Source organism: Huintestinicola sp. (genome assembly GCF_051882455.1).
Taxonomy (GTDB): Bacteria; Bacillota; Clostridia; order Oscillospirales; family Ruminococcaceae; genus Huintestinicola.
In genome coordinates this window covers 66,410-89,070 of record NZ_JBJERV010000100.1, presented here as the reverse complement: position 1 = coordinate 89,070, position 22,661 = coordinate 66,410, and the positions used below count along the sequence as shown (strand labels likewise).

The window sequence follows — 22,661 nt, the reverse complement described above, 5'->3', positions numbered from 1 at the left end:
TTTTGGCAGCTCCGTTCTTTAGCGGGTCGTCACCCGCCTATATTATCTGTAAAAGGAAGAATTTCAGATATTCAGTTTCATCGACCGCCATTAGAATGGGGTGGTCGGGAGCCTGACGGCGAAGCTCAATGAGCCTGAGATCCACACCTGCCGCCTTAGCCGCATCTTTCAGCATCTGAGAGAAAAGCTCCTCGGTCATAAAATGGGAGCAGGAGGCTGTGGCAAGATAACCGCCCCTGGGCAATAGCCTCATGGCAAGGGTGTTAAGCTCAAGATAGCCGTTTCGGGCGTTTCCCACGGTCTTTCGGGATTTTGTGAAGGCAGGAGGGTCCAGAATTATGTAATCCGCACTCCTGTCATGAGCTTCGATACGGGCTTTCAGAAAATCGAAAACATCGCTCTGCACAAAGGTCATATTCCCCTCGAGACCGTTCAGCACTGCGTTTGAGCGTGCCATCTCCACCGCCTGTGCGGAAACGTCCACCGCCGTTACGTGAGCCGCACCTGCTTTTGCGCAGTTAAGTGCAAATGAGCCTGTATGGGTGCAGCAGTCGATAACGGTTTTGCCCTTTGCTATGGAAGCGGCAGCACGGCGGTTGTATTTCTGGTCAAGGAAAAATCCCGTTTTCTGTCCGTTTTCAACATCAACGCTGTAGCGTATTCCGTTTTCAACAATTTCGGTCAGGGGAGAGGTGTTTTCCTCTCGGAAATACCAGCCCTTTTCCTCGCTCATTCCTTCCAGCGTGCGGATATTCACATCGTTTCTGAGGTAAATGCCCCTTATCCTTGCCCCGTCGGCTCTGAGTATCTCCATAAGTGCGGGGAGAATAATGTCCCGCCGCTGCTCTATTCCCAGAGAAAGTATCTGAACAGAGAGCAGGTCGTTGAATTTATCCACCGTAAGCCCCGGGAAACCGTCCGCTTCTCCGAAAATAAGGCGGCAGGCGTTCATATCCACCTCGGTCATTACCGTCTTTCTGTAGCTGTAGGCATACTCCAGGCGGCGCTTCCAGAAGCTTTCGTCAAAGGTATCGTTGGCGTTTCGGGAAATTATCCTTACACGTATCTTTGAGTTTGAGTTAAAAAAGCCTGTGCCCATGTACCGTCCCTTTTCGGAAACAACATCGGCAAGTGCGCCGTCTTTGATATCATCGGCGGCGGTTATTTCATTGTCATATATCCAGGGGTGACCGCCCGAGGTGCGCTTGCGGCACTTTTCGGTAACTGTTACTCTTGGAAAATCTCTTTTAATGTTCATTATGATTATCCTTTCAGCAGGGCAGGTTGAACCTGCAGCCAATCGTTCTGTAATTTATTTGGGACGCTCGGTAACGGTAGAAGTAAGCTGCAGCACTAAATTATTAAAGCAGTTAACATACCTGTCGGCGCGGAGACAAAGCTAAATGATCCGCAAAACTAACAGCGCGACCTCGCCGCGGGGCGACCCCCGCCGCTGTGGGGTGTCCCCCGCCGCCGCGGGTCGTCACCCGCATTAAAATTTCTTTACGCTTCTTCCGTCCTTTGCCGACAGCTTCTTGTATGCCTTTTTAAGATTGCGCCTGTAATGCCGCCTGAAATCCTTGTAGAGCCTTACCGCCGAGGAAATGAAGAATATTCCCATTGCAATGGCTCCCGCCGCTCCGAAGGCGTCAATTGCCCTGTCAAGGAAGGTGTCGTTATCACCCATAACAAGAGCGAGCATTGCATAATAGGTCAGTCCGCCCGGAACAAGGGGGATTATGCCCACGATAAGATACATATTAACGGGAGCTTTGATTATCTTTGCCATTACCTCGGAAAAAAGCGCCACCGCCGCCGCCGAGATAAAGCAGGTCTGTATCTCCCCGAACTCGTTCATGCTCAGCAGGGTGTAGATAAGCTGGCTCACCAGCGACCCTACCGAGGCAGCTATCAGATGCTTAAAGCGTATATTGAACTGCACACCGAACGCGGCGCACGCCACAAAGCTGCAAAGGCAGGGAATAATAATATCTTTTGTGATATCCATAAATTATGACCGTCTTTCAGAATTTAATTACGGCAGCCACCGCCGAGCCTGCCCCCACCGCCATTCCAACGGCAATAAGGAGCGCTTCGGTAAGGGTGTATATCCCCGAGATGAAGTCGCCCGAGATAAAGTCCCTCATACAGTTTGTAAGGGCAACTCCCGGGACAAGAGCCATTGAAGCGCCGATTATCATCTTGTCAAATCTGGGCACAAAGCCTATCGAGCTTATTATCACCGCCAAAAGGGACACTGCCATGGAGCAGACCACAGCATTCAGAAATGCGCTGGCGTTTACCTTCCGAAGCCTTACGGTAATGAAATTTATGACAAGACCTAAGAGTCCGCCGAACAGCGCTTCAAGAGGCTCGCCCTTAAAAAAAAGGGTGAATGCCGCACCCGTAATGAAATAGCTCAGATATATGACCGCAGGGCTGTAGGTCTTTCTTTCCTTTATCTGCTCAAGCTTATGAAGAATGACCTCCGCTTCCGGCTTTTCGGTGCAGATAAAGCGGGAAAGCTCGTTAATTTTTCCCACCCTGTCAAGATTTGTGTCCCGTCCCGAAATGCTCTTGGAGTCAGTATAGGGCACGCTGTTTTTGTCCTTGACAGTGATCATGAAGTTTGCGGGGGTCGCGTATATCTCAGCCTCGTCATGCTTGTAGGCATGGCAGATACGGGCAATGGTGTCCTCCACTCGGTATATCTCAGCGCCGTAAATTATCATCAGACGGGCTATCTCTGCGCATATGCCCGTAAGCTGTATCTCGTTCATTTCATTCCTCCATAATAATGCTCAGATAATAAATCCGCCGTTTACGCCTATTATCTGTCCCGTTATAAAATCGGAGCCTTTTTCCGCAAGGAAAAGGGCGGCACGTGCAATATCCTCGGGAGTGCCTATGCGGTTCATGGGCGTTTCTTCCCTGAGATAAGCCATTGTCTCATCGTCAAGATGAGCGTTCATATCCGTGTCAATGACCCCCGGGGCAATGCAGTTTACCGTAACTCCCGACAGTCCCACTTCCTTTGCCAGAGCCTTTGTAAAGCCAATGACAGCCGCCTTTGCCGCGCTGTAATGCACCTCGCAGGAGGCGCCCACCTGTCCCCACATAGAGGAAATGTTTATTATCCTGCCGTACTTGTTGTGTATCATATAGGGCAGGGCGGCATGGGTGAAGCTGTAAACGCTCTTTACATTCACGTTAAACATATTGTCCCACATTGCCTCGGTAATATCCGAAAACAAAGCCTGTTCGGCAATGCCTGCATTGTTTATGAGCACATCGGCGCCGCCGAAAACTGAGCTTATTTCTGCAACAGCCTCGCATACCTCGCTGTAAACGGCGCAGTCGCATTTAAATATCTCACAGCCTGTTTCCGCCTTGAGACTTTGTGCTTCCGCTTCGCTTTTGTGATATACAGCGGCAACATTGTAGCCTGCCTTTGCAAACTGCTTTGCACATTCTCTGCCTATCCCACGGGACGCGCCTGTTATAATAACTGTCTGAGCCATAATGCCGCCTTTCCTTAATCGTTCAGCCTGTCCAGAAGTATCTTATCGCTCTTCTTTTCGGTAACGGCGATTATGATGATCGCGATAATTCCGCAGAGAGAGAGGATTATGCCTGCGCTAAGTCCTGCGGGGAAGAAGGTCATTTCTATCTCGTGAGTGCCTGCGGTAAGCTCCACGCCGATAAGAGCGTCACATACCTTCACAGGCTCCACCTTTTCGCCGTCCACCTTGACAGTCCAGCCCGGCTCCCAGCTTATGGTGGTGAACATTACACCGTCCTTTTCGGCGGTTATCTCGCCCTTGATGTGGTCCTCTTCAAAGTGAGTCATTTTAAGACCGTGTTCTTTCAGCCTGCTTATGTCCTCGGTAAACTTTTCCTCGTCAAGATAATATAAAAGCTTGTCCTTGAAAAGCACCTCGTTTTTGTCCTCGGTGATGGTGACGATAAGGGATATCTCCTCGCCCTTCTCAAATCTGCCCAGGGTCTGTATCACCATATTTCCGCCCTCGAAATAGTAATCCAGGAACTCCTTGTTGAGCCAGAGATTTACCTTTCTCTCATAGCTGGAGGGGAGATACAGATATATCATATCCTCGGTGGGAGCGTCAAAAAGGAACTCAATGTGAGAATTTTTTCCCTGCTCAATGGGAACATATTTGGTGTGCGCCCCATAGCTTGTCTGCTTTGCATTTTCGGGAACGGTCCTGTCTATGGATATCTGCTTGAAATACTGAGTGTATTCATCGGAAACAAGGTGGCTGAGGAGCTTGTTCTGATTTTCAAAGGGGTTGTCCGTTCCGAACTGTACATCGAGAATGGAGCTGTCCGCCATGAATGCCACGGGCAGGGCATTGGGATTTTCGTAGACCGCCATTATCTCCTTATCGTCCTTGTTTGTGAGGACAAGCTTGTCATAGTGCTTGTTCTCGGGAATTTTTTCCTCTGCATCGACAATGGTCTCGTCGCCCTCGTCCTTAGAAATGGTATCCTTTTCCATTACGTATTTGATACCGAGAATGGAGTCGGTAACATAGGTAGAGCCCTTGTATTTGATGTAGTGACCGCCGTAGGAGAAGCCCAGACGGCGCAGGAACTGAATGGGAGCGGAATTGAGGGTGGAGCTTGAGTGGGAAACGCCGAAGCTGCCCATTGCCATAGCGTCATTTACCGTTCTGTGAAAATTCTTCTCAATCCTGTAAACGCCGCCCTCATCAAAGCTGTCCTGATCGAGTATCTTCTTTACGGTGTCCCGTCCGAGAGTTATATATCTGTTGTATGAGGAGTATTTTGAATAAACAACGTCCTTGTTGATAGCCTCCATAGTGGAAAGGGTGGAGCCGAAAAGCTCGCCTGCCGTGAAAATGCCTATAACAAAGGTGAGGACCGCTCTTTTTGTCTTATCGGACATTTTTATGCTTCTGAGAACGATGCAGTAAATAAGTGTAAAGATCACCGTATACCATACGGACATAACAAGGTCAACGCCCTTGAAGTCCTGCCTGCCCACATAGAAGGCATATAGCATAAGCCCGAAGCCCGTAACGCCTATTTCCTTTACGGAAATGCCCTCAAGGCGCTCGAAGGTCATAGCCGCCATCACAAGGAGAATGAAGCTGAAGGTGAAGCTGTAGCGGTATGGGAGCCAGTTTGGCACCTGAAATCCGTGCCAAGCAAGGTCGGCAGTGGAGAGATACATTGACAGAAGAACGGACATAAGCACAGCGCCCATACCCATTTTCTGCCTGAAGCGTATCTTGCTGTTGAGGAAAAACAGGGGGATAAGTATGACCGTAAGCACGCCGCAGTAAACAACGGGTGAGCCCTCGGGACGGCAGGTGTCGTACACATTGGGCAGGAGATTTTTAAAGAAATCAATGAAATCGAACTGGGTCTTGAGATCATAGCTGGGGTTTGAAAACTCAAATTTGCCAAGCTTCAGGGAGTTATAAAGGGGCAGCAGCACCCAGGCTGCGGACATTGCCGCAATAACGCCGCCCACGGCAAATTTCACACCCGAAAAGAAAAACGACTTAAAGGAATGGGTATAATTTTTCTTGCCTGCAAAATAGTAATAGAGGAAATAGATAATAGAAAAGAAGGTTATCATCCATCCGATGTAGAAATGCGCCATATACATAAGCGCAAGAGGAATGATAAAGCGGAGCCAGCTGTTGTCGTCGATTATCTTTTCAATGCCGTAGACGATAAGAGGCAGATAGATAAGACCGTCCAGCCACATGGGGTTCATAAGCTGCACTATCATATAGCCCATGAGAGAGTAAAGTATGCCGAAAAGCATAGCCGTGGAGCCCTTGCTCCCCTTTGAGCGCCTGAGGTAATAGTTGAAGGTCACAGAAGCAGCGCCCACCTTGCAAAGCTGCATTATAAGCAAAGACTCGGTCATCATGGAGCGGGGGAGCAGCATTGGAATGAGGGTAAATGGACTTGCCAGATAATATGCGAATATACCCATTATCTCTCCCGTAAGGTTTCTGCTCCAGGAGATAAAGGGGCTGCCGTTTCCGTGGAGGATATCACGGAGATTTTCAAAATAATAAACATACTGACCGTTCAGGTCAAGCACCAGCACGGACATATCCCCGAAGGGGTGAACGCCGAAGCAGGCATATGCGGCGAAAAGCAGCACAACGGGAATGAAAAAGGCAAAAATATAGCTTCTCTTTGACCTGATAAAGCTGCCTGTTTTGCTCCAAAACTCGTTTTTCTTCTTGGGCTCATTGAGATTTGAGCCGTCCCGTCCCCCGTCGATGATGTTCACGTTTATCTTTTTCACGTCCATCTCACCCGAGGGCTGTTCTCCATTGGAGGACAGCTCTGCTTCTGAGCCGATATTATCGGGCTGACCCTGAATGTTTAAATTTTCTTCCATATCTTTAAAGTCTCCTACTCAAAAAGTGTGGCTGTACGTTCAAAATACATATACATATACTATTATAATATTTTTACTAATAAAAAACAAGAAAAATCAGCAGAAATAAATAAAAAAAATTCTGAATTTTGACTTGTTAAATTGTTCAATATGTGATATAATAAATTTAGTGAAACAGATTTTCGCTGTATCGGGCGATTTTTCGTTCAAATTTACGGAGGTTTGCTTAAAAATGCATTTAAGTGAGAAAACTATAGAAAAGGAAGTCGTGTTCGAGGGACGCATCATCACCGTCCGCAAGGACATGGTTGAGCTTGAGGACGGCACCACAGCCCCCAGAGAGCTTGTTATCCATTCGGGCGGCGTATGCGTTGTTCCTCTTACCGATGAAAATGAGGTAATAATGGTCCGCCAGTTCAGATACGCTTTCGGCGAGCCTCTTCTTGAGATACCCGCAGGCAAGCTTGAGATAGGCGAAGAGCACCGTTCTGCCGCCCTCAGAGAGCTTGAGGAGGAAACAGGGGCAAAGTGCCAAAGCTTTGATTATCTGGGCGTCTGCTACCCCTCTGTGGCATATCTTACGGAAAAGATACATATGTATCTTGCGAGAGGGCTCAGCTTCGGGAAAGCCCATACCGACGAGGGCGAGTATCTTGACGTGCTCCGCATACCCCTTGACGAGGCTGTGCAGATGGTCATGCGTGGAGAAATACCCGACGCAAAGACCCAGATAGCCCTGCTCAAAACAAAAATGCTCATTGACGAGGGCAAATAAAAAGCCCCGTTTCCGATAAGAAACGGGGGAGAGACATATGATATCCTAAAAATCAGATAAGACCTGCCTGCTCTGCTTCAGCCTCAGCCTGCATCATTTCGATGTGGCGGGTGTAAGCGTCAAGGATCTGACCCTCAATGGACTGTCTTGCATCGGGAGAGATGGGGTGAACGATATCTCTGAAAACGCCGTTTTCGTCCTTTCTGCTGGGCATTGCAACGAAAAGTCTTGCGTCGCCTTGAACTACCTTGATGTCGTGGATAGCGATCTGGTCGTCGATAGTGATGGAAATAACAGCTCTCAGACGTCCCTCGGGAATGATCTTGCGGATCTTGATATCGGTGATCGTCATTTTATATGTCCTCCTTAAAATCTGCGGCATTCGGATAATAGTAGTATGTTTCCGCTGCGCTGCAATATTCAGAATATTGGAAAATGAAAGTTTTTCCAATCCGTAATTCAATTATAATATATGACTCTTAAAATTTTATAAACAGAGGTGAAACTTTTGAATAACTATATGCGTAAATTTGATGATGATGTTTTAAAGGATAAGCATCACATTCATATGATAGGCATAGGCGGCAGCGGAATGTATCCTCTGGCACAGATACTAAACGCCAAGGGATATCACATAACAGGCTCGGACAACAACGAGACGGACACCCTTAAAGCTGTCCGCGAAATGGGCATAGAGGTGTTTCTCGGACAGCGTGCGGAGAACATTAAGGGCGCTGACCTTATAATCCACACCGCCGCAATTATGCAGGATAACCCCGAGCTAATTGCAGCAAAGGAGAGCGGAGTTCCCGTCCTCGAGAGAAGCGACCTTCTCGGTATAGTTACCTCCTGGTATAAAAATGCAGTCTGCGTAAGCGGAACTCACGGAAAGACCACCGTTACCTCCATGATAACCCAGATACTCAAGCAGGGCGGTATGGACATCACCGCATATATCGGCGGAAAGCTGCCCATAATAGGCGGAAGCGGCTGTGTAGGCACCTCCGATACAATGGTATGCGAAGCCTGCGAGTTCGTGGACCATTTTCTGAAGCTGTCACCCGATATCGCCGTTGTGCTGAATGTTGATGCCGACCATCTTGACTATTTCAAGACCCTCGACAACGTTATCGCCTCCTTTAATAAATTCTGCTCCATGGCAGGCAGGATAATCGCCAACGGGGACGATGAAAACACCCGCAAAGCCATAAGCGGACTTGACAAGGAAATAATCACCTTCGGAAATTCCGAGGAAAACGACTGGTACCCGAAGAATGTCACCAAGGCAAGCGGGCTCCTCACCGAGTTTGATATCTATCATAAGGGCGAGCTGTTTACCCATGCACAGCTCCATATCCCGGGTATCCACAATGTCCTGAACGCTGTGGCAGCCGCAGCGGCTGCATATTTGTCGGGAGCAGACAAGGATATGATATCCGCAGGTCTTGACAGCTTCCGCGGAGCAAAGCGCAGGTTTGAGAAGTACGGCGAGGTAAACGGCATAACCGTCTGTGACGATTACGGCCATCACCCCGCAGAGCTTGAGGTCACCCTGAGAGCCGCCGCAGAAATGGGATTTAATAAGGTCTGGGCGGTATTCCAGCCCTTCACCTTCTCACGTACAGCCCTGCTGCTTGATGATTTCATACGGGTGCTCTCCATTCCCGAAAGGTGCATCATCACAGCCATAATGGGCTCCCGCGAAAAAAACACCTACAACATTTACGACAAGGACATCGGCGAAAAGGTCCCCGGAGCCGTGTGGTTCGGGGAGCAGGAGCATGACGCAAACTTTGAGCTTTGCGCCGAATACGCCGCAGAACACGCCGAGAGCGGAGACCTCATCATCACAATGGGCTGCGGAGACGTAAATAAATGCGCCCGGCTTATTCTGGATAAGCTGAAGGCTAAGTATAACTAATATTTATCAAAATATGAAAGGAAGATCATTATGAAAATGAAAGAGATCCACAAGAAGGTATACGAGTACATCAAGCAGAGAACAGAGGACGGCTATTCCCCCTCCATCAGAGAGATATGCCGCGACCTTGACATCGCCTCCACCTCCACAGCCGCAAGATATGTAAATTTCCTTGTAGACCAGGGCTATCTTGAGAAGATAGAGGGCAAGAACCGTGCCGTAAAGCTTGCGGGCAACGGCATAATGAGACTTCCCGTTGTGGGCACCATCACCGCAGGTCAGCCTGTGACCGCCTTTGAGGATATTTCGGAATACATATCCTTCCTGCCCAACAAGAGCTACACAGGCGAGCTTTTCGCCCTCAAGATCAGAGGCGAGAGCATGATAAACGCAGGCATCCTCGACGGCGATTTCGTTATCGTTGAAAAGTCCGAATACGTTGACAACGGCGAGATAGCAGCCGTTATGGTAGGCGATGAGGAAGCAACAGTAAAGCGTTTTTACAAGGAGGACGGACATTACCGTCTCCAGCCCGAAAACGACACAATGCAGCCTATAATTTCCGATGAATGCACAATAATCGGAAAGGTAGTCGGAGTAATGCGCTACGTAGGCTGAGAACGGAGCATTTAATGGAAGAAAATCAGAATAACCGCCCGGAGCAAAGCCCCGCTCCGTATCCCCCATATCAGCCCTATGCCATGGGCGGCGGATATTACAGAAGCGATACGCCCGTTTCCCCAAACGAGCGCCGAGCCCTCAGGCAGAACTACCGCACGGTATTTTCCGAAGCCATTATCCACTCCATAGGAGCCGTTGTCCTTGCAAATATCATATTTGTGATGATGATGCTTTTCGGCTATGAGTTCAGGGTAAACGAAGAAAATACCCAGATAGTGGACATTCCCTATGCCATAGCAGGGGCTTTGCCCTCCATCGTTTTCTGTTTCGGCATATTCCTTTATGACAAAAGCGCAGGCAGGAAAAAGCTTTCCGAATATTTCCGCACAGATGACATAACCGCAGGCAGAGTATTTGCATTTTTCGGAATGGTCATGCTGTTCTATTCCGTCAGCATAGTACTCCAGCAGGTGGTCATAGGCGGCTGCTTTGCGGCAGGCTTTTCTCCCATCAAGGAGGAGTATCTGTCGGCGGAGGATCTGTCAGTCCCCTATCTTGTCTGTGATATAATACTCAGCGCCATACTCGCTCCCATATGCGAGGAGCTTATGTTCAGAGGCGTTGTGCTCAGGCGGCTTTGCACCGTCAGCCAGCACTTTGCCATATTCGCCTCCGCCCTTATTTTCGGATTGATGCACGGAAACCTTATCCAGGCGATACTGGGCTTCGGCGTGGGACTGGTATTCGGCTATGCCGCAGTAAAAACAGGCTCGCTGCTGCTGCCAATAGCGGGACATATTTTCATCAATACCTTTGCCGTTTCCTGCAGCATACTCACATTCCTTACCGATGATGAGACAGCAAATACCTATTGGATGTGCGTTCTCGGCGTATTTTTCCTTATAGGCTTGGTAACGCTCATCATACTCCTTGCCCGCAGCGGCATATCGCTCCCCCGCAGCACGGAGTATCACAGGAAAAGGACCCTGCCGATAATGGTATCCTGCGTAAGCTTCTGGATAATGCTTACAGTCTATGTTATAGATATAGTATCAAAATTCGGCCCCGTGACCGAAAAGCTTATGGAATAAGCATCTTGACAACCGACAAAAGGTATGATATAATCATTTTTATGGAAAAGACGGCAGGGCGGTGCCCATTGCCGGGAAGTCCGAAAGCAAGGACTTTCGGACGGGTCTCGTATTTTTATGAGGCTCAGAAAGGATGGTAATTCTAAATGGAGAAAATCGACGGAAAAACGCTGATAAACGAGTTTGATCTTGCCGAAGCAAAAAGCAGCGAGGGCAAGGAGATCGAAATTTCCGCCTGCGTTCATAAGGTAAAGAAGATGGGCGGATTTGCCTTTGTAATTCTCAGAACTGCGAGATATCTTATCCAGACGGTCTATTCCCCCGACAGCTGCCCCGACAGCATTGAGGGTATCAAGGAAGGCTGCTTTGTGACCGCAAAGGGCATTGTGAAAAACGATGACAGAGCCTATAACGGTATTGAGCTTTCCCTTACGGGCATAAAGCTTATCCATAAGCCCGATTATGATTATCCTCTCCACGTTTCCGCAAGAAAGCTTGGCTGCAGCCTTGACGTAAACCTTGACAACAGAAGCGTTTCTCTCAGAAACCCCGTCGAGAGAGCGGTTTTCAAGTTCCAGGAGGGCGTAGTTTCGGGCTTCAGAGAGTTTATGATAAAGAATAAATTCACCGAGATACACACCCCCAAGATAGTAGCCCAGGGCGCAGAGGGCGGTGCAAATATTTTCCGTCTCGATTATTTTGATAATGAGGCATTCCTCAATCAGTCTCCTCAGTTCTATAAGCAGGCAGCGGTGGCTTTCTTTGACAGAGTTTTCGAAATAGCGCCCGTTTACCGCGCAGAGCGCCACTCCACCTCCCGTCACCTTAACGAATATATCGGTCTTGACTTTGAGATGGGCTTCATAAACGATATGTACGACGTTATGAATATGGAGACCGCAATGCTCCGTTATCTTATGGATTATCTCAAGGAAAACTATGCCCAGGAGATAAACATTCTCGGCGCAGATATCCCCGAGGTGACTGAGATACCCGCCATAAAGTTTGAGGACGCAGTTGCACTCATCAAGGGCAGCAAGGCAAAGAACAAGTTCGACCTTGAGCCCGAGGACGAGGTATTCCTCTGCAATTATGCCAAGGAAAACTACGGCACCGAGTTCATCTTCGTAACTAACTTCCCCTCCTCCAAGCCTCCCTTCTATGCAATGAACGACAGGGAGGACCCCAGAACAGCCTGCAAGTTCGACCTTCTTTTCAGAGGACTTGAGATAACCACAGGCGGTCAGCGTATCCACGATTACAACGAGCAGATAGAAAAGATGAAGGCTCAGGGACTTGACCCCGACGATTTCAAGAGCTACCTTGAGAGCCATAAGTACGGACTCCCCCCTCACGGCGGTCTGGGAATTGGCCTTGAGAGACTGGTAATGAAGCTTATCGGCGCACAGAATGTCCGTCAGGCTTCCATGTTCCCCAGAGACCTTAACCGTCTGCTGCCGTAAGCTTTTTGAAATAAATCATAGCAGCAAATTCATATTTTGCCTGAAATAATAGTCTGAAATATGAAAAATCTGCCATAAAATGCAGGATAATTTATAAAACTTGCAAAAATTTCAAAAAAGCTCTTGACAAACAAGAAGATATAGTGTATTATAATACTGTACTCAGAAACAAGTTAATAATTCAAAGGCAACGGCGCCGAGGAACAGCTCATTTCGTGAGCTGTGCTTCGGCGTCTTTTGTTTTTGATGAATTGGGAGGAATATAATATGTCAGAGTCAACAGTTCAGGGAATTAAGAACGTGCCCGATTATTTCGGCTGCAACGTTTTTAACGAGGAAACAATGAAGCAGAGACTTCCTAAGAATGTGTACAAGTCCCTGCTTAAAACAAAGACAATGGGAACAGCTCTCGATCCCGATGTAGCGGACGTTATCGCCGCAACCATGAAGGATTGGGCAGTGGAAAAGGGCGTTACCCACTATACCCACTGGTTCCACCCCATGACCGGTCTGTCCGCCGAGAAGCACGATTCCTTTATCTCTCCCACAGACGACGGCAAGGTAATAATGGAATTTTCCGGCAAGGAGCTTATCAAGGGCGAGCCCGACGCTTCTTCCTTCCCCTCAGGCGGTCTGAGAGCCACCTTCGAGGCAAGAGGCTATACAGCATGGGACCCCACATCTCCTGCCTTTATCAAGGATAAGACCCTCTACATACCCACAGCATTCTGCTCCTACACAGGCGAAACTCTTGATAAGAAAACACCTCTTCTCCGTTCAATGGAGGTAATTTCCGAGCAGGCAGTAAGAGTTCTGAAGTTTTTCGGCTCCAAGGCAACAAGAGTAACCACCACCGTAGGACCCGAGCAGGAATACTTCCTTGTAGACAAGAAGCTTTACGACCAGCGTAAGGACCTTATCTACACAGGCAGAACACTCTTCGGCGCAAAGGCACCCAAGGGTCAGGAGCTTGAGGACCACTACTTCGGAAATATCAAGACAAGAGTTCATGATTATATGACCGAGCTGGACGAGGAGCTGTGGAAGCTTGGAATTTACTCCAAGACCGAGCATAACGAGGTCGCACCCGCACAGCACGAAATGGCTCCTATCTTTACAACATCAAACGTAGCAGCCGACCAGAACGCTCTTACAATGGAGATCATGAAGAAGGTAGCTCTCAAGCACGGTCTTGTATGTCTCCTCCACGAGAAGCCCTTTGCAGGCGTTAACGGCTCCGGTAAGCACAATAACTGGTCCATTTCCACAAATGACGGTCAGAACCTTCTCGACCCCGGCAAGAACCCCAAGGACAATATCCAGTTCCTTACCTTCCTTGCCGCTATCATCAAGGCAGTTGATGAAAACGCTGACCTGCTGAGACTTTCCGTTGCTTCCGCAGGCAACGACCACCGTCTGGGCGCAAACGAAGCACCTCCCGCAATTATGTCCATCTTTGTAGGCAGCGAGCTCCAGCAGATACTCGATGCCCTTGAGACAGGCGAAATGATAAAGTCCGGTGCCAACGAGGAATTTGTTATCGGCGTTGAGGCGCTCCCCAACTTCCCCAAGGATACCACCGACCGCAACAGAACATCTCCCTTTGCATTCACAGGCAACAAGTTCGAGTTCAGAAGCCTTGGCTCCTCCGAGACCATTGCCTGCACAAACTGCATACTCAATACCATCGTAGCAAACTCCCTCAAGGAATTTGCCGACAGACTCGAGGGTGCAGCAGACTTCACCTCCGAGCTCAACAAGCTCCTTGTTGAGACCATCAAGAAGCACAAGAGAGTTATCTTCAACGGCAACGGCTATGACGCAAGCTGGGTAGAGGAAGCAGCAAGAAGAGGACTCCCCAACTACATTTCCACCGTTGACGCAGTTCCTCATTACACAGATGATAAGAACGTCAAGATGTTCGAGATGTTCAAGGTATATACAAAGACCGAGCTTGAGTCCAGAACCGAGATCATTCTTGAGAACTACTCCAAGGTCATCAATATCGAAGCTCTCACAATGCTTGATATGGCAAAGAAGCAGATCCTGCCCGCAGGTATGGAATTTGCCAAGGAGCTTTGCGACAGCGTAAACTCCAAGAAGTCCGCAGGCGTATCCGCAGACCTTGAGAAGAAGCTTGCTGACAAGGTATCCGCACTTAACGCAGGCATTTCCGAAGCCATCGACGAGCTTGATACAAAGCTTATCGGCGCAGGCGACGCAGGCGATGCTGAGGCAACCGCAAGATACTACAGAGAAACAGTATTTGCAGCAATGCAGAGCCTGAGAGCAGTGGCAGACGAGCTTGAGACCATCACTCCCGAGACCATCTGGCCCTTCCCCACATACGGCGATCTTATGTTCAGAGTTTAATATCAATAAAGGCAGCGCTGCCCGTTACGGGGAGCGCTGTTTGCATTTGAGCCGTATATTACCACGCTTACTTCTATTTTCTGCTGCATACGGTCAAACGTGTGCAAATACTCACAGGCGGACAGGGTTTGTCCCTGAAGCCCCGTCCGCCATCTCCCTGAGACAAACCGTTCTTGTATCCGACTTTGATGTGGGATACGAGGGCGGTTTTTGTGTTATGTTGACATAACCCTGCTTGTCTGATATAATAAATAAAAAAGAAACGGGGAGGACGAATATGATATATTATCGTGATAATGAAATAACTATACGTGACTTAATGCAGAGCGACATTCAGCCAATTACTGAGGAAGAGATCGCGCAGGGCTGGGACAGTACTCCCGAAAAATACGAAATGAGGCTCAAAGACAGTTCTGAGGGCAGAGCCATAGCCCTTGCAGCGGAATATAAGGGAAAAATTGCAGGATATATAAACGTTTATCCCAATTCCCAGTGGGGCGCATTCGGAGGAAAGGGATATCCCGAAATAGTTGACTTCGGAGTGCTTGAAAAATACCGCAGAAAGGGTATCGGCAGCAAGCTTATGGACATAGCCGAAAAGATAGCCGCAGAGTATTCCCATACCGTATATCTCGGAGTGGGACTGCACAGCGGATACGGCAGCGCACAGAGAATGTACGTGAAGAGGGGCTATATCCCCGACGGCTCGGGAGTCTGGTACAAGGATAAAGTATGCACCCCCTATGATACCATTTACACAAATGACGATGACCTTGTACTCTACCTGTCAAAGAAGCTTTAAGGAGATACCGCCCTATGAACATAAAATATCCCGACTACAAAAGCAGCATAGCGAATTTAGCCTGTTCGCTGCTTAAATATTACGGCATAGAGCCGCCCAATCCCACTCTTCCGAAGGCAGATATGCTTTTAAACAAGCCCTATAAAAACGTGGTTGTCATACTCCTTGACGGAATGGGCGCAAGCTCAATTGAAAAGCACCTGTCGGAAAACGGCTTTTTCCGTCAGCATCTCATAACCAAATACTCCTCCACCTTTCCGCCCACAACCGTCGCCGCCACCACAGCCATAGACAGCGGACTTTTCCCCAATCAGTCGGCATGGCTTGGCTGGACGGGCTATTTTGAGGAGCTTGACAGGAACATCGTGTATTTTTTCGGCACAGACGGCGATACGGGCGAGCAGCTTGATATTGACCCCGCATGGACATATGTCCCCTATGAAAATATCCGTGACAGGATAAGTAAAACAGGGGTGAGCGCTTATTACCTTGCAAAATTCTGGGGAGAGCGTCCCCAGACCTACAGCGAGCTGTGCAACAATATAAAAAAGCATTGCCATGAACCAAACAGGACCTACATCTATGCCTACTGGGACGAGCCTGACTGCACAATGCATAAAAGCGGCGTTGACGGCGAGGATATAACGCAGCTTCTTTCGGATATGGAAAAAACCACCCGGCAGCTTGCCGCTGAGCTTGAGGATACCCTGCTCATAGTCACCGCCGACCACGGGCATATAAATATAAAAAACAAGCTCCTGACCGATTACCCCGACCTCACCGAATGTCTTGTTCGTATGCCCTCAATGGAGCCCCGAGCATTGGATCTCTTTGTAAAAGAGGGAATGAAAGATCGCTTCAGATCGGCATTTAACGAGCATTTCGGAGACGAATTTATCCTGCTCACAAAGGAAGAACTGCTCCAAAAGCAGCTTTTAGGCACAGGGCAAAACCACCCGAAGCTTGAAAGAATGCTTGGAGATTTCCTCGCCATAGCCATCGGAGATACAGAGATAGTGAACACCGAATCAAAATTCAAGGGCAGCCATGCAGGACTTACCGAGGACGAAATGACCATACCCCTTATCGCCATATCAAAATAAAAGGAGAATAAAAGTGAGTAAAAATCCCCTTACAGCCCCCTGCATTATCCTGTCGGCAATGACCGTTCTGACTCTCGGGACCACCTGCCTGTTTATCGCCAGAGCCTCAGGGCTAAGTAAAGACAATGAAAGCCTCAGAGCGTCGGCAACTGTGGCAGAAGCGGAAATATCCCGTCTTAATGCGGCTCTTGAGACTGCTGTTCCCGAAACGGAAGCTATTCTTGAAACGGCAGCTGTCCGCGATGAAAACACGGTCTACATATACGATAACGGCATAGACGTAATAGAATACCCCGAAATAAAGGGCGCAGCGTTTAACGATTATGATATGACCCTCCTTGAAACGGACGAAAAGAAGCATAAGACCCTGTATGACGAAAGCGGAAACAAGCGCAGCCGCTTCGGCATTGACGTATCCTCCTATCAGTGTGACATTGACTGGCAGGCGGTGAAGGCTGACGGCGTGGAATTTGCCATGCTCCGCATAGGCTACAGAGGTTATGAAACAGGAAAGATGACCGAGGATAAATATTTCAGAAGAAATCTCGAAGGCGCAAGGGCAGCCGGGATAGAAACGGGCGTGTATTTCTTCTCCCAGGCGCTGACCCCCGAGGAAGCTCTGGAAGAAGCGGAATATGTCATATCCCTCATCTCGGAAACAGGCGCGGAGCTTACCTTCCCCGTGGTGTTCGACTGGGAATTCCCCACCGACGAGGACCCTGCACGCACCGACGGCATGGCAGGAGAGATACAGACCGCCTGCTGCCGTGCCTTCTGCGACAGAGTGAAAGAAGCGGGCTATGAGCCGATGTATTATTCCACCATCAACACCGCCATATTCCGCTATGATATGGGCGAGCTTTCGGACATACCCCTCTGGCTTGCGGACTACAACCGCACCTGCAATTTCACCTATGACTACAAAATGTGGCAGTATTCCTGCTCGGGAGTAGTTAACGGGATAGAGGGACTTGTGGATATGAACATATGGATAGAGGAATAAATTCGAAACTTTAGTTCTGAAATATATTATAGCACATTTGTACCATTTTGTCAAGTCCTTTTATAAAATTTTTTTCAGAAAAAAAAACAGACCCGGAAGAAAAATTCTCCCGGGTCACAGTCTGTCGAGATGAGAAAGGCATTGGTAATTATTCTGTCATAAGCTGCCTTACAGTATCATGGTCGGCATCGTTCCTGCCGCCCTTGAAAACTATCTCGCCTTTTTCCATAACATATATCTGCTCGGCGTTCTCGAGAACAAAATCAAGATACTGCTCCACAAGCAGCACGGTGATCCCCTTCCATTCGTTTATCTTCCGTATGGCAGCACCGATATCCTGAATGATGGAGGGCTGTATGCCTTCTGTAGGCTCGTCGAGAATGATTATTTTCGGGTCTGCCGCCAGCGCCCTTGCAATGGCAAGCTGCTGCTGCTGACCGCCCGAAAGGTCGCCGCCCTTTCTTTTTGCAAACTTGGGAAGAATGGGGAACAGGTCATAAATGTAATCGGGAACAGTCCCCTTGCCGCCCTTTGGCTGGAGTCCCAGCTCAATATTCTCCTGCACCGTCATCTGCGGGAAAATGTCTCTTCCCTGGGGAACATAGCCGATACCGAGACGTACTCTCTCGTAAGCGGGCAGCTTTATCATTTCCTGCCCGTCCATCATAATGCTGCCCGAGGGAGTTTTCACAAGTCCCATAATGCTTTTGAGCGTAGTGGTCTTGCCAACGCCGTTTCTGCCGATAAGACTTACTATCTTCCCCTTAGGCACCTCAAAGGAAAGCCCCTTTATAACACAGCTCTCGCCGTAGTATGAATCAACATTCTGAATTTTCAGCATCAAAAATCAACCCTTTGACTTTAATTCGTGAGATCACTCCGCACCTCTGCCCAGATAAACCGCCTGAACAGTCTTGTCCGCCAGCACATCGGAAATATTGCCCTCCATAAGGATCTTTCCCTCGTGGAGAACGGTAACGATATCCGCCGCCTGCTTTACGAAATCCATATCGTGCTCAATGACGATAACGGTACATTCCTTCTTTATCTCCTTGAGTATCTCGCCCGTGCGGAAGGTCTCGGGCTTGCCCATTCCCGCCGCAGGCTCGTCAAGCATGATTATCTCGGGCTTTGACACAAGCTGCATACCTATCTCAAGCCATTGCTTCTGACCATGTGCCAGGCTGCCTGCCCTCACGTCCTTTTTATCCGCAAGCCCCACTCTTTCGAGAACGCTGTCGATATTCTCCATATCCTCCTTTGAGGGCTTGCCGAAAATGGAGTCAAAAATTCCCTTGTGACCCTTGAGGGAAAGTATCATATTGTCAAGCACCGTAAGATTTACAAACACCGACGGCACCTGAAACTTTCTTCCGATACCCTCCTCCACTATCTTGTACTCCTTCATACCCGTAAGTCTTACAGGCTCTCTGCCCTCGGGGTAATACATGATATTTCCCGCGGTAGGCTTGGTCTTTGCGCAGATAATGTCAAGGAGAGTGGTCTTGCCCGCGCCGTTGGGACCGATGAAGAAATGCACCGTGTGGCGCTTCACGTTTGTACGCACATCTGTAAGGGCATAGAAGCCGTCAAAGCATACGGAGATGTTTTTTATTTCAAGAATATTTTCACTGCTCATACTTTTACTTCCTCCGTCTTTGCCTGTTTTGCGGGGGCAGCTTTCTTATCGCCGAGGAAATGGTCCTTTACAAATCCCACAATGCCGCCCTTAAAGAAAAGAATGGTAATGCAGAACAGTGCGCCGATAAGGTACTGCCATACCTCCACCATTGCTCCCGAGCTGAGATTATACTCGCAGAGATTGATGAGAAATGCACCGATGACTGCGCCGATTATGGTTCCTCTGCCGCCGATAGCCACCCATATTACCATGGTGATGGAATAAGCTATAGTCATCTGAGAAGGGGTAATGCTGCCGTTGAAGTTTACGAATACCGCACCTGCAACAGCTGCGATAACAGCGGACAGAACATATACAAAGGTCTTGTAGCGGCTTACTCTGTAGCCCGAGAAATAAGTGCGGTTCTCACCGTCTCTGATGGCGATAAGGAGCTTGCCGAATTTTCTTCCCACAAGGAATTTGCAGAGGGCATAGATAAGTACCATTATGCCCAGGGAGATGTAAAACAGCAGGAACATATTGCCCCTGTTGGCGTCACCCTTGATGCTGCCGAAAACAGACTTTATCTCGGTAATGCCCACGTTTCCGTTGGTGTAGGGCGAGAGAGCAATGAACATGGAATACGCCGCCCATGTGAGCGCCTGTGAAATAATGGAGAAGTAAACGCCCTTGACTCTGCTCTTGAATATGAAATACCCGATAACCCCCGAAACGACCGCAGGAACAAGTATTATCATAATAATGGAGAGAGGAAGGTTCAGAAAGGGCTTCCACACAAGAGGCAGCTCATCAAGTCCGCCTGTGTGCATAAAATCGGTTATCTTACCGCCTGTGCTTTGGAGCTTTAAATACATCGCCATTGCATAGCCGCCAAGAGCGAAGTAAAGTCCGTGACCGAGGCTCAGTATACCCGTGTAGCCCCAGATAAGGTCAAGACCCATTGCCACCACCGCAAACGCTATGCATTTGCCCAGAAACAGCACCGTTGAGCTGTTCATCAGCCCTGCCGAAAACATTACGGGAACCAGGGCGAGGAGAAGAACTATGAATGCAAAGCAGATATTGCTGCCCTGCTTTTTAAGCATATCTTTCACGTGAGAAAACTCCTTTCCCTGTTATTCGTCCAGGTTTCTGCTCTTGATAACGAAGAGACCCTGAGGACGCTTCTGCAGAAATACGATAACTATAAGAAGAACGATCGCCTTTGCAATGGTGGACGAGGTGTAATTTTCGGTGAAAATACTTGCCGAGCCGATAATTGCAGAGCCTAAAACGGTGCCCGCAAGCTTGCCCACGCCGCCCAGAACTACAGCCATAAAGGAATTTACGATGTAGCTTTGTCCCACGGTGGAGTCAATGGAGCCGAGTAAAGCCACCGAGCAGCCTGCAATTCCCGCAAGACCCGAGCCGAGAGCAAAGGTGATATTATCCACGCGTCTGGAATTTATTCCCATACACTGCGCCATAGGTCTGTTCTGCATAACCGCTCTCATCTGTCTGCCGAAGTTTGACTTGTACATTATAACCCATACCATAAGCAGGCAGAGCAGCACCATTACGAAAATGAAAATGCGGTTATAGGAAAATGTGCAGCCGCCTATTTCTATGCCGCCTTTAAGGAAGGAGGGAGCGGTGACATTCACGCCCTGAGTGCCGAAAATGCTTCTTGCCGCCTGCTGGAGGATAAGGCTTATTCCCCAGGTGGCAAGGAGACTGTCTATCTCTCTGCCGTAAAGCCTTGAGATGACAAATCTCTCAAGGAGACTTCCCAGCAGAAACGCCACACCGAATGCCGCAGGAATGGAAACTATGTAGTAAATATCCCTTACGCTTTCGGGCAGAAATTTCACGAATATCTGCTGCACCACATAGGTCGTATAGGCTCCTATCATAACAAATTCACCGTGAGCCATATTGATAACTCTCATAAGTCCGAAGGTAACAGCAAGTCCTAAGGACGTGAGAAGTATTATGGAGCTGAGGCTCAGTCCGTTGAACAGGGTGGTGATAAACTGTTCCATAGAAATACTCATCCTTTCGGGGGGAAATTCATAAGCTTCGGAATAAGCGCCGAAATATCGGATATTATTCCGAAGCTTATGAAATATCCGGGAGGAGCGAAGGAGGGTGTGCTCCCCCCGGAACATTTATCGGTAGATTTTATTCGATAGGCTGAATGCCTGCTGCAACAGCCCAATCATAGGTGGTGAGATAGGGGTCGGGGTCAACTGCGGAGGGCGTTGAATATACCTCGTAGATAAGACCGTCCTCTTTTACCTCGCCAATTCTTACAGGCTTGGTAAGGTGCTGGTTCTCACCATTGATGGTAACTGTGCCTTCGGGAGCGTCAAAGGAGATCTCGCCTGTGCGGATAGCTGCAAGCACATCGTCTACCTCAAAGCTTCCTGCCTTTTCGCAGGCTGCCTTCCAGAGGTAAACAGCGTCATATGCTGCCTCTGCGGGGTCGGAGGTAACTCTTGTATCGCCGAACTTTGCCTTGTAAGCGGAAACAAATGCCTTGTTCACATCGGTCTCGGTGGTCTGGTAGTAGTTCCAGGAGACCATATGACCCTTGAGGATATCTGCGCCGATGGTCGCAACCTCTTCCTCCGCAATGGAGAAGGACATTGTCATATAGTTTGCGCTGGTGTAGTTCTTCTCAGCCATCTGCTTGAAGAAGGAAACGTTGCCTGTGCCGTTTAATGTGTTGATGATGACCTCGGGCTGAGCGGCTTCTATCTTGCCGATGATAGCGGCGAAATCGGTCTGGTCCATATCCGCATATTCCTCGCCTACGACCTCACAGCCTGCGGCATTCACCTGAGCGGTGATTATCATATTTGCGGTTCTGGGGAATACGTAATCCGAGCCTAAAAGGAAGAATTTCTTGTAGCCCTTGTCGATGAGATATTCGATAGCGGGAACTATCTGCTGATTGGGAGCTGCGCCTGTGTAAACGATGTTGGGCGACTGCTCCATGCCCTCATACTGAACGGGATACCAGAGCAGGGAGTTGTAATCCTCGAATACGGGCTTTACAGCCTTTCTTGAAGAAGATGTCCAGCAGCCGAAAACTGTCTTTACCTTTTCGCTGTCCACCAGCTTTTCAGCCTTTGTTGCGAATGTGGAAGGCTCGGAAGCGCCGTCCTCTTCAACATATACTATCTGCTTGCCGAGAACGCCTCCTGCGGCATTTATCTCTTCGATCGCAAGCACCTCTGCGTCTCTTACAGCCTTCTCGCTTATTGCCATGGAGCCTGTGAGAGAGTGGAGAAGTCCCACCTTAACGGTATCCTCACCCGAAGCAGCTCCGCCTGTGCTTTCCGAGCCGCCCGACGATGTGCCTGCGCTGCCGCCGCAGCCTGCAAGGCTCATAGCCATCATTCCTGCCGCAGCAAAAGCGGCTATCATTTTCATACTGAACTTTTTCATAAATTTTCCTCTCCTTATAAATG

Annotated in this window: 20 protein-coding genes; 9 read left to right on the top strand and 11 right to left on the bottom strand. The window is 48.8% G+C overall.

From position 1 onward, the window contains the following. Positions 1-37: 37 nt before the first annotated feature. From ACI4J0_RS12870 to ACI4J0_RS12850, 5 genes are all read right to left on the bottom strand, one after another. On the bottom strand, positions 38-1,258 hold the full coding sequence (locus ACI4J0_RS12870; protein ID WP_439766218.1) for a class I SAM-dependent rRNA methyltransferase: 1,221 nt from the start codon (positions 1,256-1,258) through the stop codon (positions 38-40). Between the two features lie 234 nt (positions 1,259-1,492). Next, positions 1,493-2,008, bottom strand: a complete 516-nt coding sequence (locus ACI4J0_RS12865) for a threonine/serine exporter family protein (RefSeq protein WP_439766217.1) — start codon at positions 2,006-2,008, stop codon at positions 1,493-1,495. Positions 2,009-2,024: 16 nt separating this feature from the next. Next, positions 2,025-2,780, bottom strand: a complete 756-nt coding sequence (locus tag ACI4J0_RS12860; protein WP_439766216.1) for a threonine/serine ThrE exporter family protein — start codon at positions 2,778-2,780, stop codon at positions 2,025-2,027. 21 nt (positions 2,781-2,801) lie between these two features. Next, complete coding sequence (gene ymfI / locus ACI4J0_RS12855) at positions 2,802-3,521, bottom strand: elongation factor P 5-aminopentanone reductase (RefSeq protein ID WP_439766215.1); 720 nt, start codon at positions 3,519-3,521, stop codon at positions 2,802-2,804. Positions 3,522-3,535: 14 nt separating this feature from the next. Continuing rightward, positions 3,536-6,412 (bottom strand): YfhO family protein, encoded by a 2,877-nt coding sequence (locus tag ACI4J0_RS12850; RefSeq protein WP_439766214.1) that lies wholly within the window; start codon positions 6,410-6,412, stop codon positions 3,536-3,538. A gap of 232 nt (positions 6,413-6,644) precedes the next feature. Between ACI4J0_RS12850 and ACI4J0_RS12845 the strand changes: the two genes are divergently transcribed. Beyond that, the gene (locus ACI4J0_RS12845; protein WP_439766213.1) at positions 6,645-7,187 is read left to right on the top strand and encodes an NUDIX domain-containing protein; all 543 of its coding nucleotides are present in this window, start codon (positions 6,645-6,647) and stop codon (positions 7,185-7,187) included. Between the two features lie 52 nt (positions 7,188-7,239). Here ACI4J0_RS12845 and spoVG read toward each other — a convergent pair whose 3' ends face one another. Further along, entirely contained in the window at positions 7,240-7,539 is a 300-nt protein-coding gene (spoVG, locus tag ACI4J0_RS12840; RefSeq protein WP_432649569.1) for a septation regulator SpoVG, read from the bottom strand. Positions 7,540-7,707: 168 nt separating this feature from the next. On the opposite strand from spoVG, the gene murC reads away from it, so the two are divergent. The 8 genes from murC to ACI4J0_RS12800 all read left to right on the top strand — a co-directional run bounded on the left by murC (position 7,708) and on the right by ACI4J0_RS12800 (position 17,564). Beyond that, positions 7,708-9,108 carry a UDP-N-acetylmuramate--L-alanine ligase gene (murC, locus tag ACI4J0_RS12835; protein WP_439766273.1) on the top strand — a complete coding sequence of 467 codons (1,401 nt, stop codon included), beginning with the start codon at positions 7,708-7,710 and terminating at the stop codon, positions 9,106-9,108. A 30-nt stretch (positions 9,109-9,138) separates the two neighbouring features. Next, the gene (lexA, locus tag ACI4J0_RS12830) at positions 9,139-9,726 is read left to right on the top strand and encodes a transcriptional repressor LexA (protein WP_439766212.1); all 588 of its coding nucleotides are present in this window, start codon (positions 9,139-9,141) and stop codon (positions 9,724-9,726) included. 14 nt (positions 9,727-9,740) lie between these two features. Continuing rightward, a complete protein-coding gene (locus ACI4J0_RS12825) occupies positions 9,741-10,820 on the top strand; it encodes a lysostaphin resistance A-like protein (RefSeq protein WP_439766211.1) in 1,080 nt (359 codons plus the stop codon). 146 nt (positions 10,821-10,966) lie between these two features. Then, complete coding sequence (gene aspS / locus ACI4J0_RS12820) at positions 10,967-12,283, top strand: aspartate--tRNA(Asn) ligase (protein WP_439766210.1); 1,317 nt, start codon at positions 10,967-10,969, stop codon at positions 12,281-12,283. Between the two features lie 267 nt (positions 12,284-12,550). Next, positions 12,551-14,656, top strand: a complete 2,106-nt coding sequence (locus ACI4J0_RS12815; protein ID WP_439766209.1) for a glutamine synthetase III family protein — start codon at positions 12,551-12,553, stop codon at positions 14,654-14,656. A 277-nt stretch (positions 14,657-14,933) separates the two neighbouring features. Next, positions 14,934-15,458: a GNAT family N-acetyltransferase gene (locus ACI4J0_RS12810; protein WP_439766208.1), complete on the top strand. Its 525-nt coding sequence runs from the start codon at positions 14,934-14,936 to the stop codon at positions 15,456-15,458. 14 nt (positions 15,459-15,472) lie between these two features. Further along, complete coding sequence (locus tag ACI4J0_RS12805) at positions 15,473-16,561, top strand: alkaline phosphatase family protein (protein ID WP_439766207.1); 1,089 nt, start codon at positions 15,473-15,475, stop codon at positions 16,559-16,561. Positions 16,562-16,574: 13 nt separating this feature from the next. Continuing rightward, complete coding sequence (locus ACI4J0_RS12800; RefSeq protein WP_439766206.1) at positions 16,575-17,564, top strand: glycoside hydrolase family 25 protein; 990 nt, start codon at positions 16,575-16,577, stop codon at positions 17,562-17,564. A gap of 148 nt (positions 17,565-17,712) precedes the next feature. Here the strand turns inward: ACI4J0_RS12800 and urtE are convergent, their stop codons facing one another. The 5 genes from urtE to urtA form a co-directional block, all read right to left on the bottom strand. Next, positions 17,713-18,405 (bottom strand): urea ABC transporter ATP-binding subunit UrtE, encoded by a 693-nt coding sequence (gene urtE / locus ACI4J0_RS12795; protein WP_439766205.1) that lies wholly within the window; start codon positions 18,403-18,405, stop codon positions 17,713-17,715. Between the two features lie 33 nt (positions 18,406-18,438). Next, positions 18,439-19,203: an urea ABC transporter ATP-binding protein UrtD gene (gene urtD, locus ACI4J0_RS12790; RefSeq protein ID WP_439766204.1), complete on the bottom strand. Its 765-nt coding sequence runs from the start codon at positions 19,201-19,203 to the stop codon at positions 18,439-18,441. Next, the gene (gene urtC, locus ACI4J0_RS12785) at positions 19,200-20,291 is read right to left on the bottom strand and encodes an urea ABC transporter permease subunit UrtC (protein WP_439766272.1); all 1,092 of its coding nucleotides are present in this window, start codon (positions 20,289-20,291) and stop codon (positions 19,200-19,202) included. The genes urtD and urtC overlap by 4 nt, the downstream gene beginning before the upstream one ends. Before the next feature lie 30 nt (positions 20,292-20,321). Further along, positions 20,322-21,227 carry an urea ABC transporter permease subunit UrtB gene (gene urtB, locus ACI4J0_RS12780; protein ID WP_439766203.1) on the bottom strand — a complete coding sequence of 302 codons (906 nt, stop codon included), beginning with the start codon at positions 21,225-21,227 and terminating at the stop codon, positions 20,322-20,324. Positions 21,228-21,366: 139 nt separating this feature from the next. After that, positions 21,367-22,638, bottom strand: a complete 1,272-nt coding sequence (urtA, locus tag ACI4J0_RS12775) for an urea ABC transporter substrate-binding protein (RefSeq protein WP_439766202.1) — start codon at positions 22,636-22,638, stop codon at positions 21,367-21,369. Between the last annotated feature and the right edge of the window lie 23 nt (positions 22,639-22,661).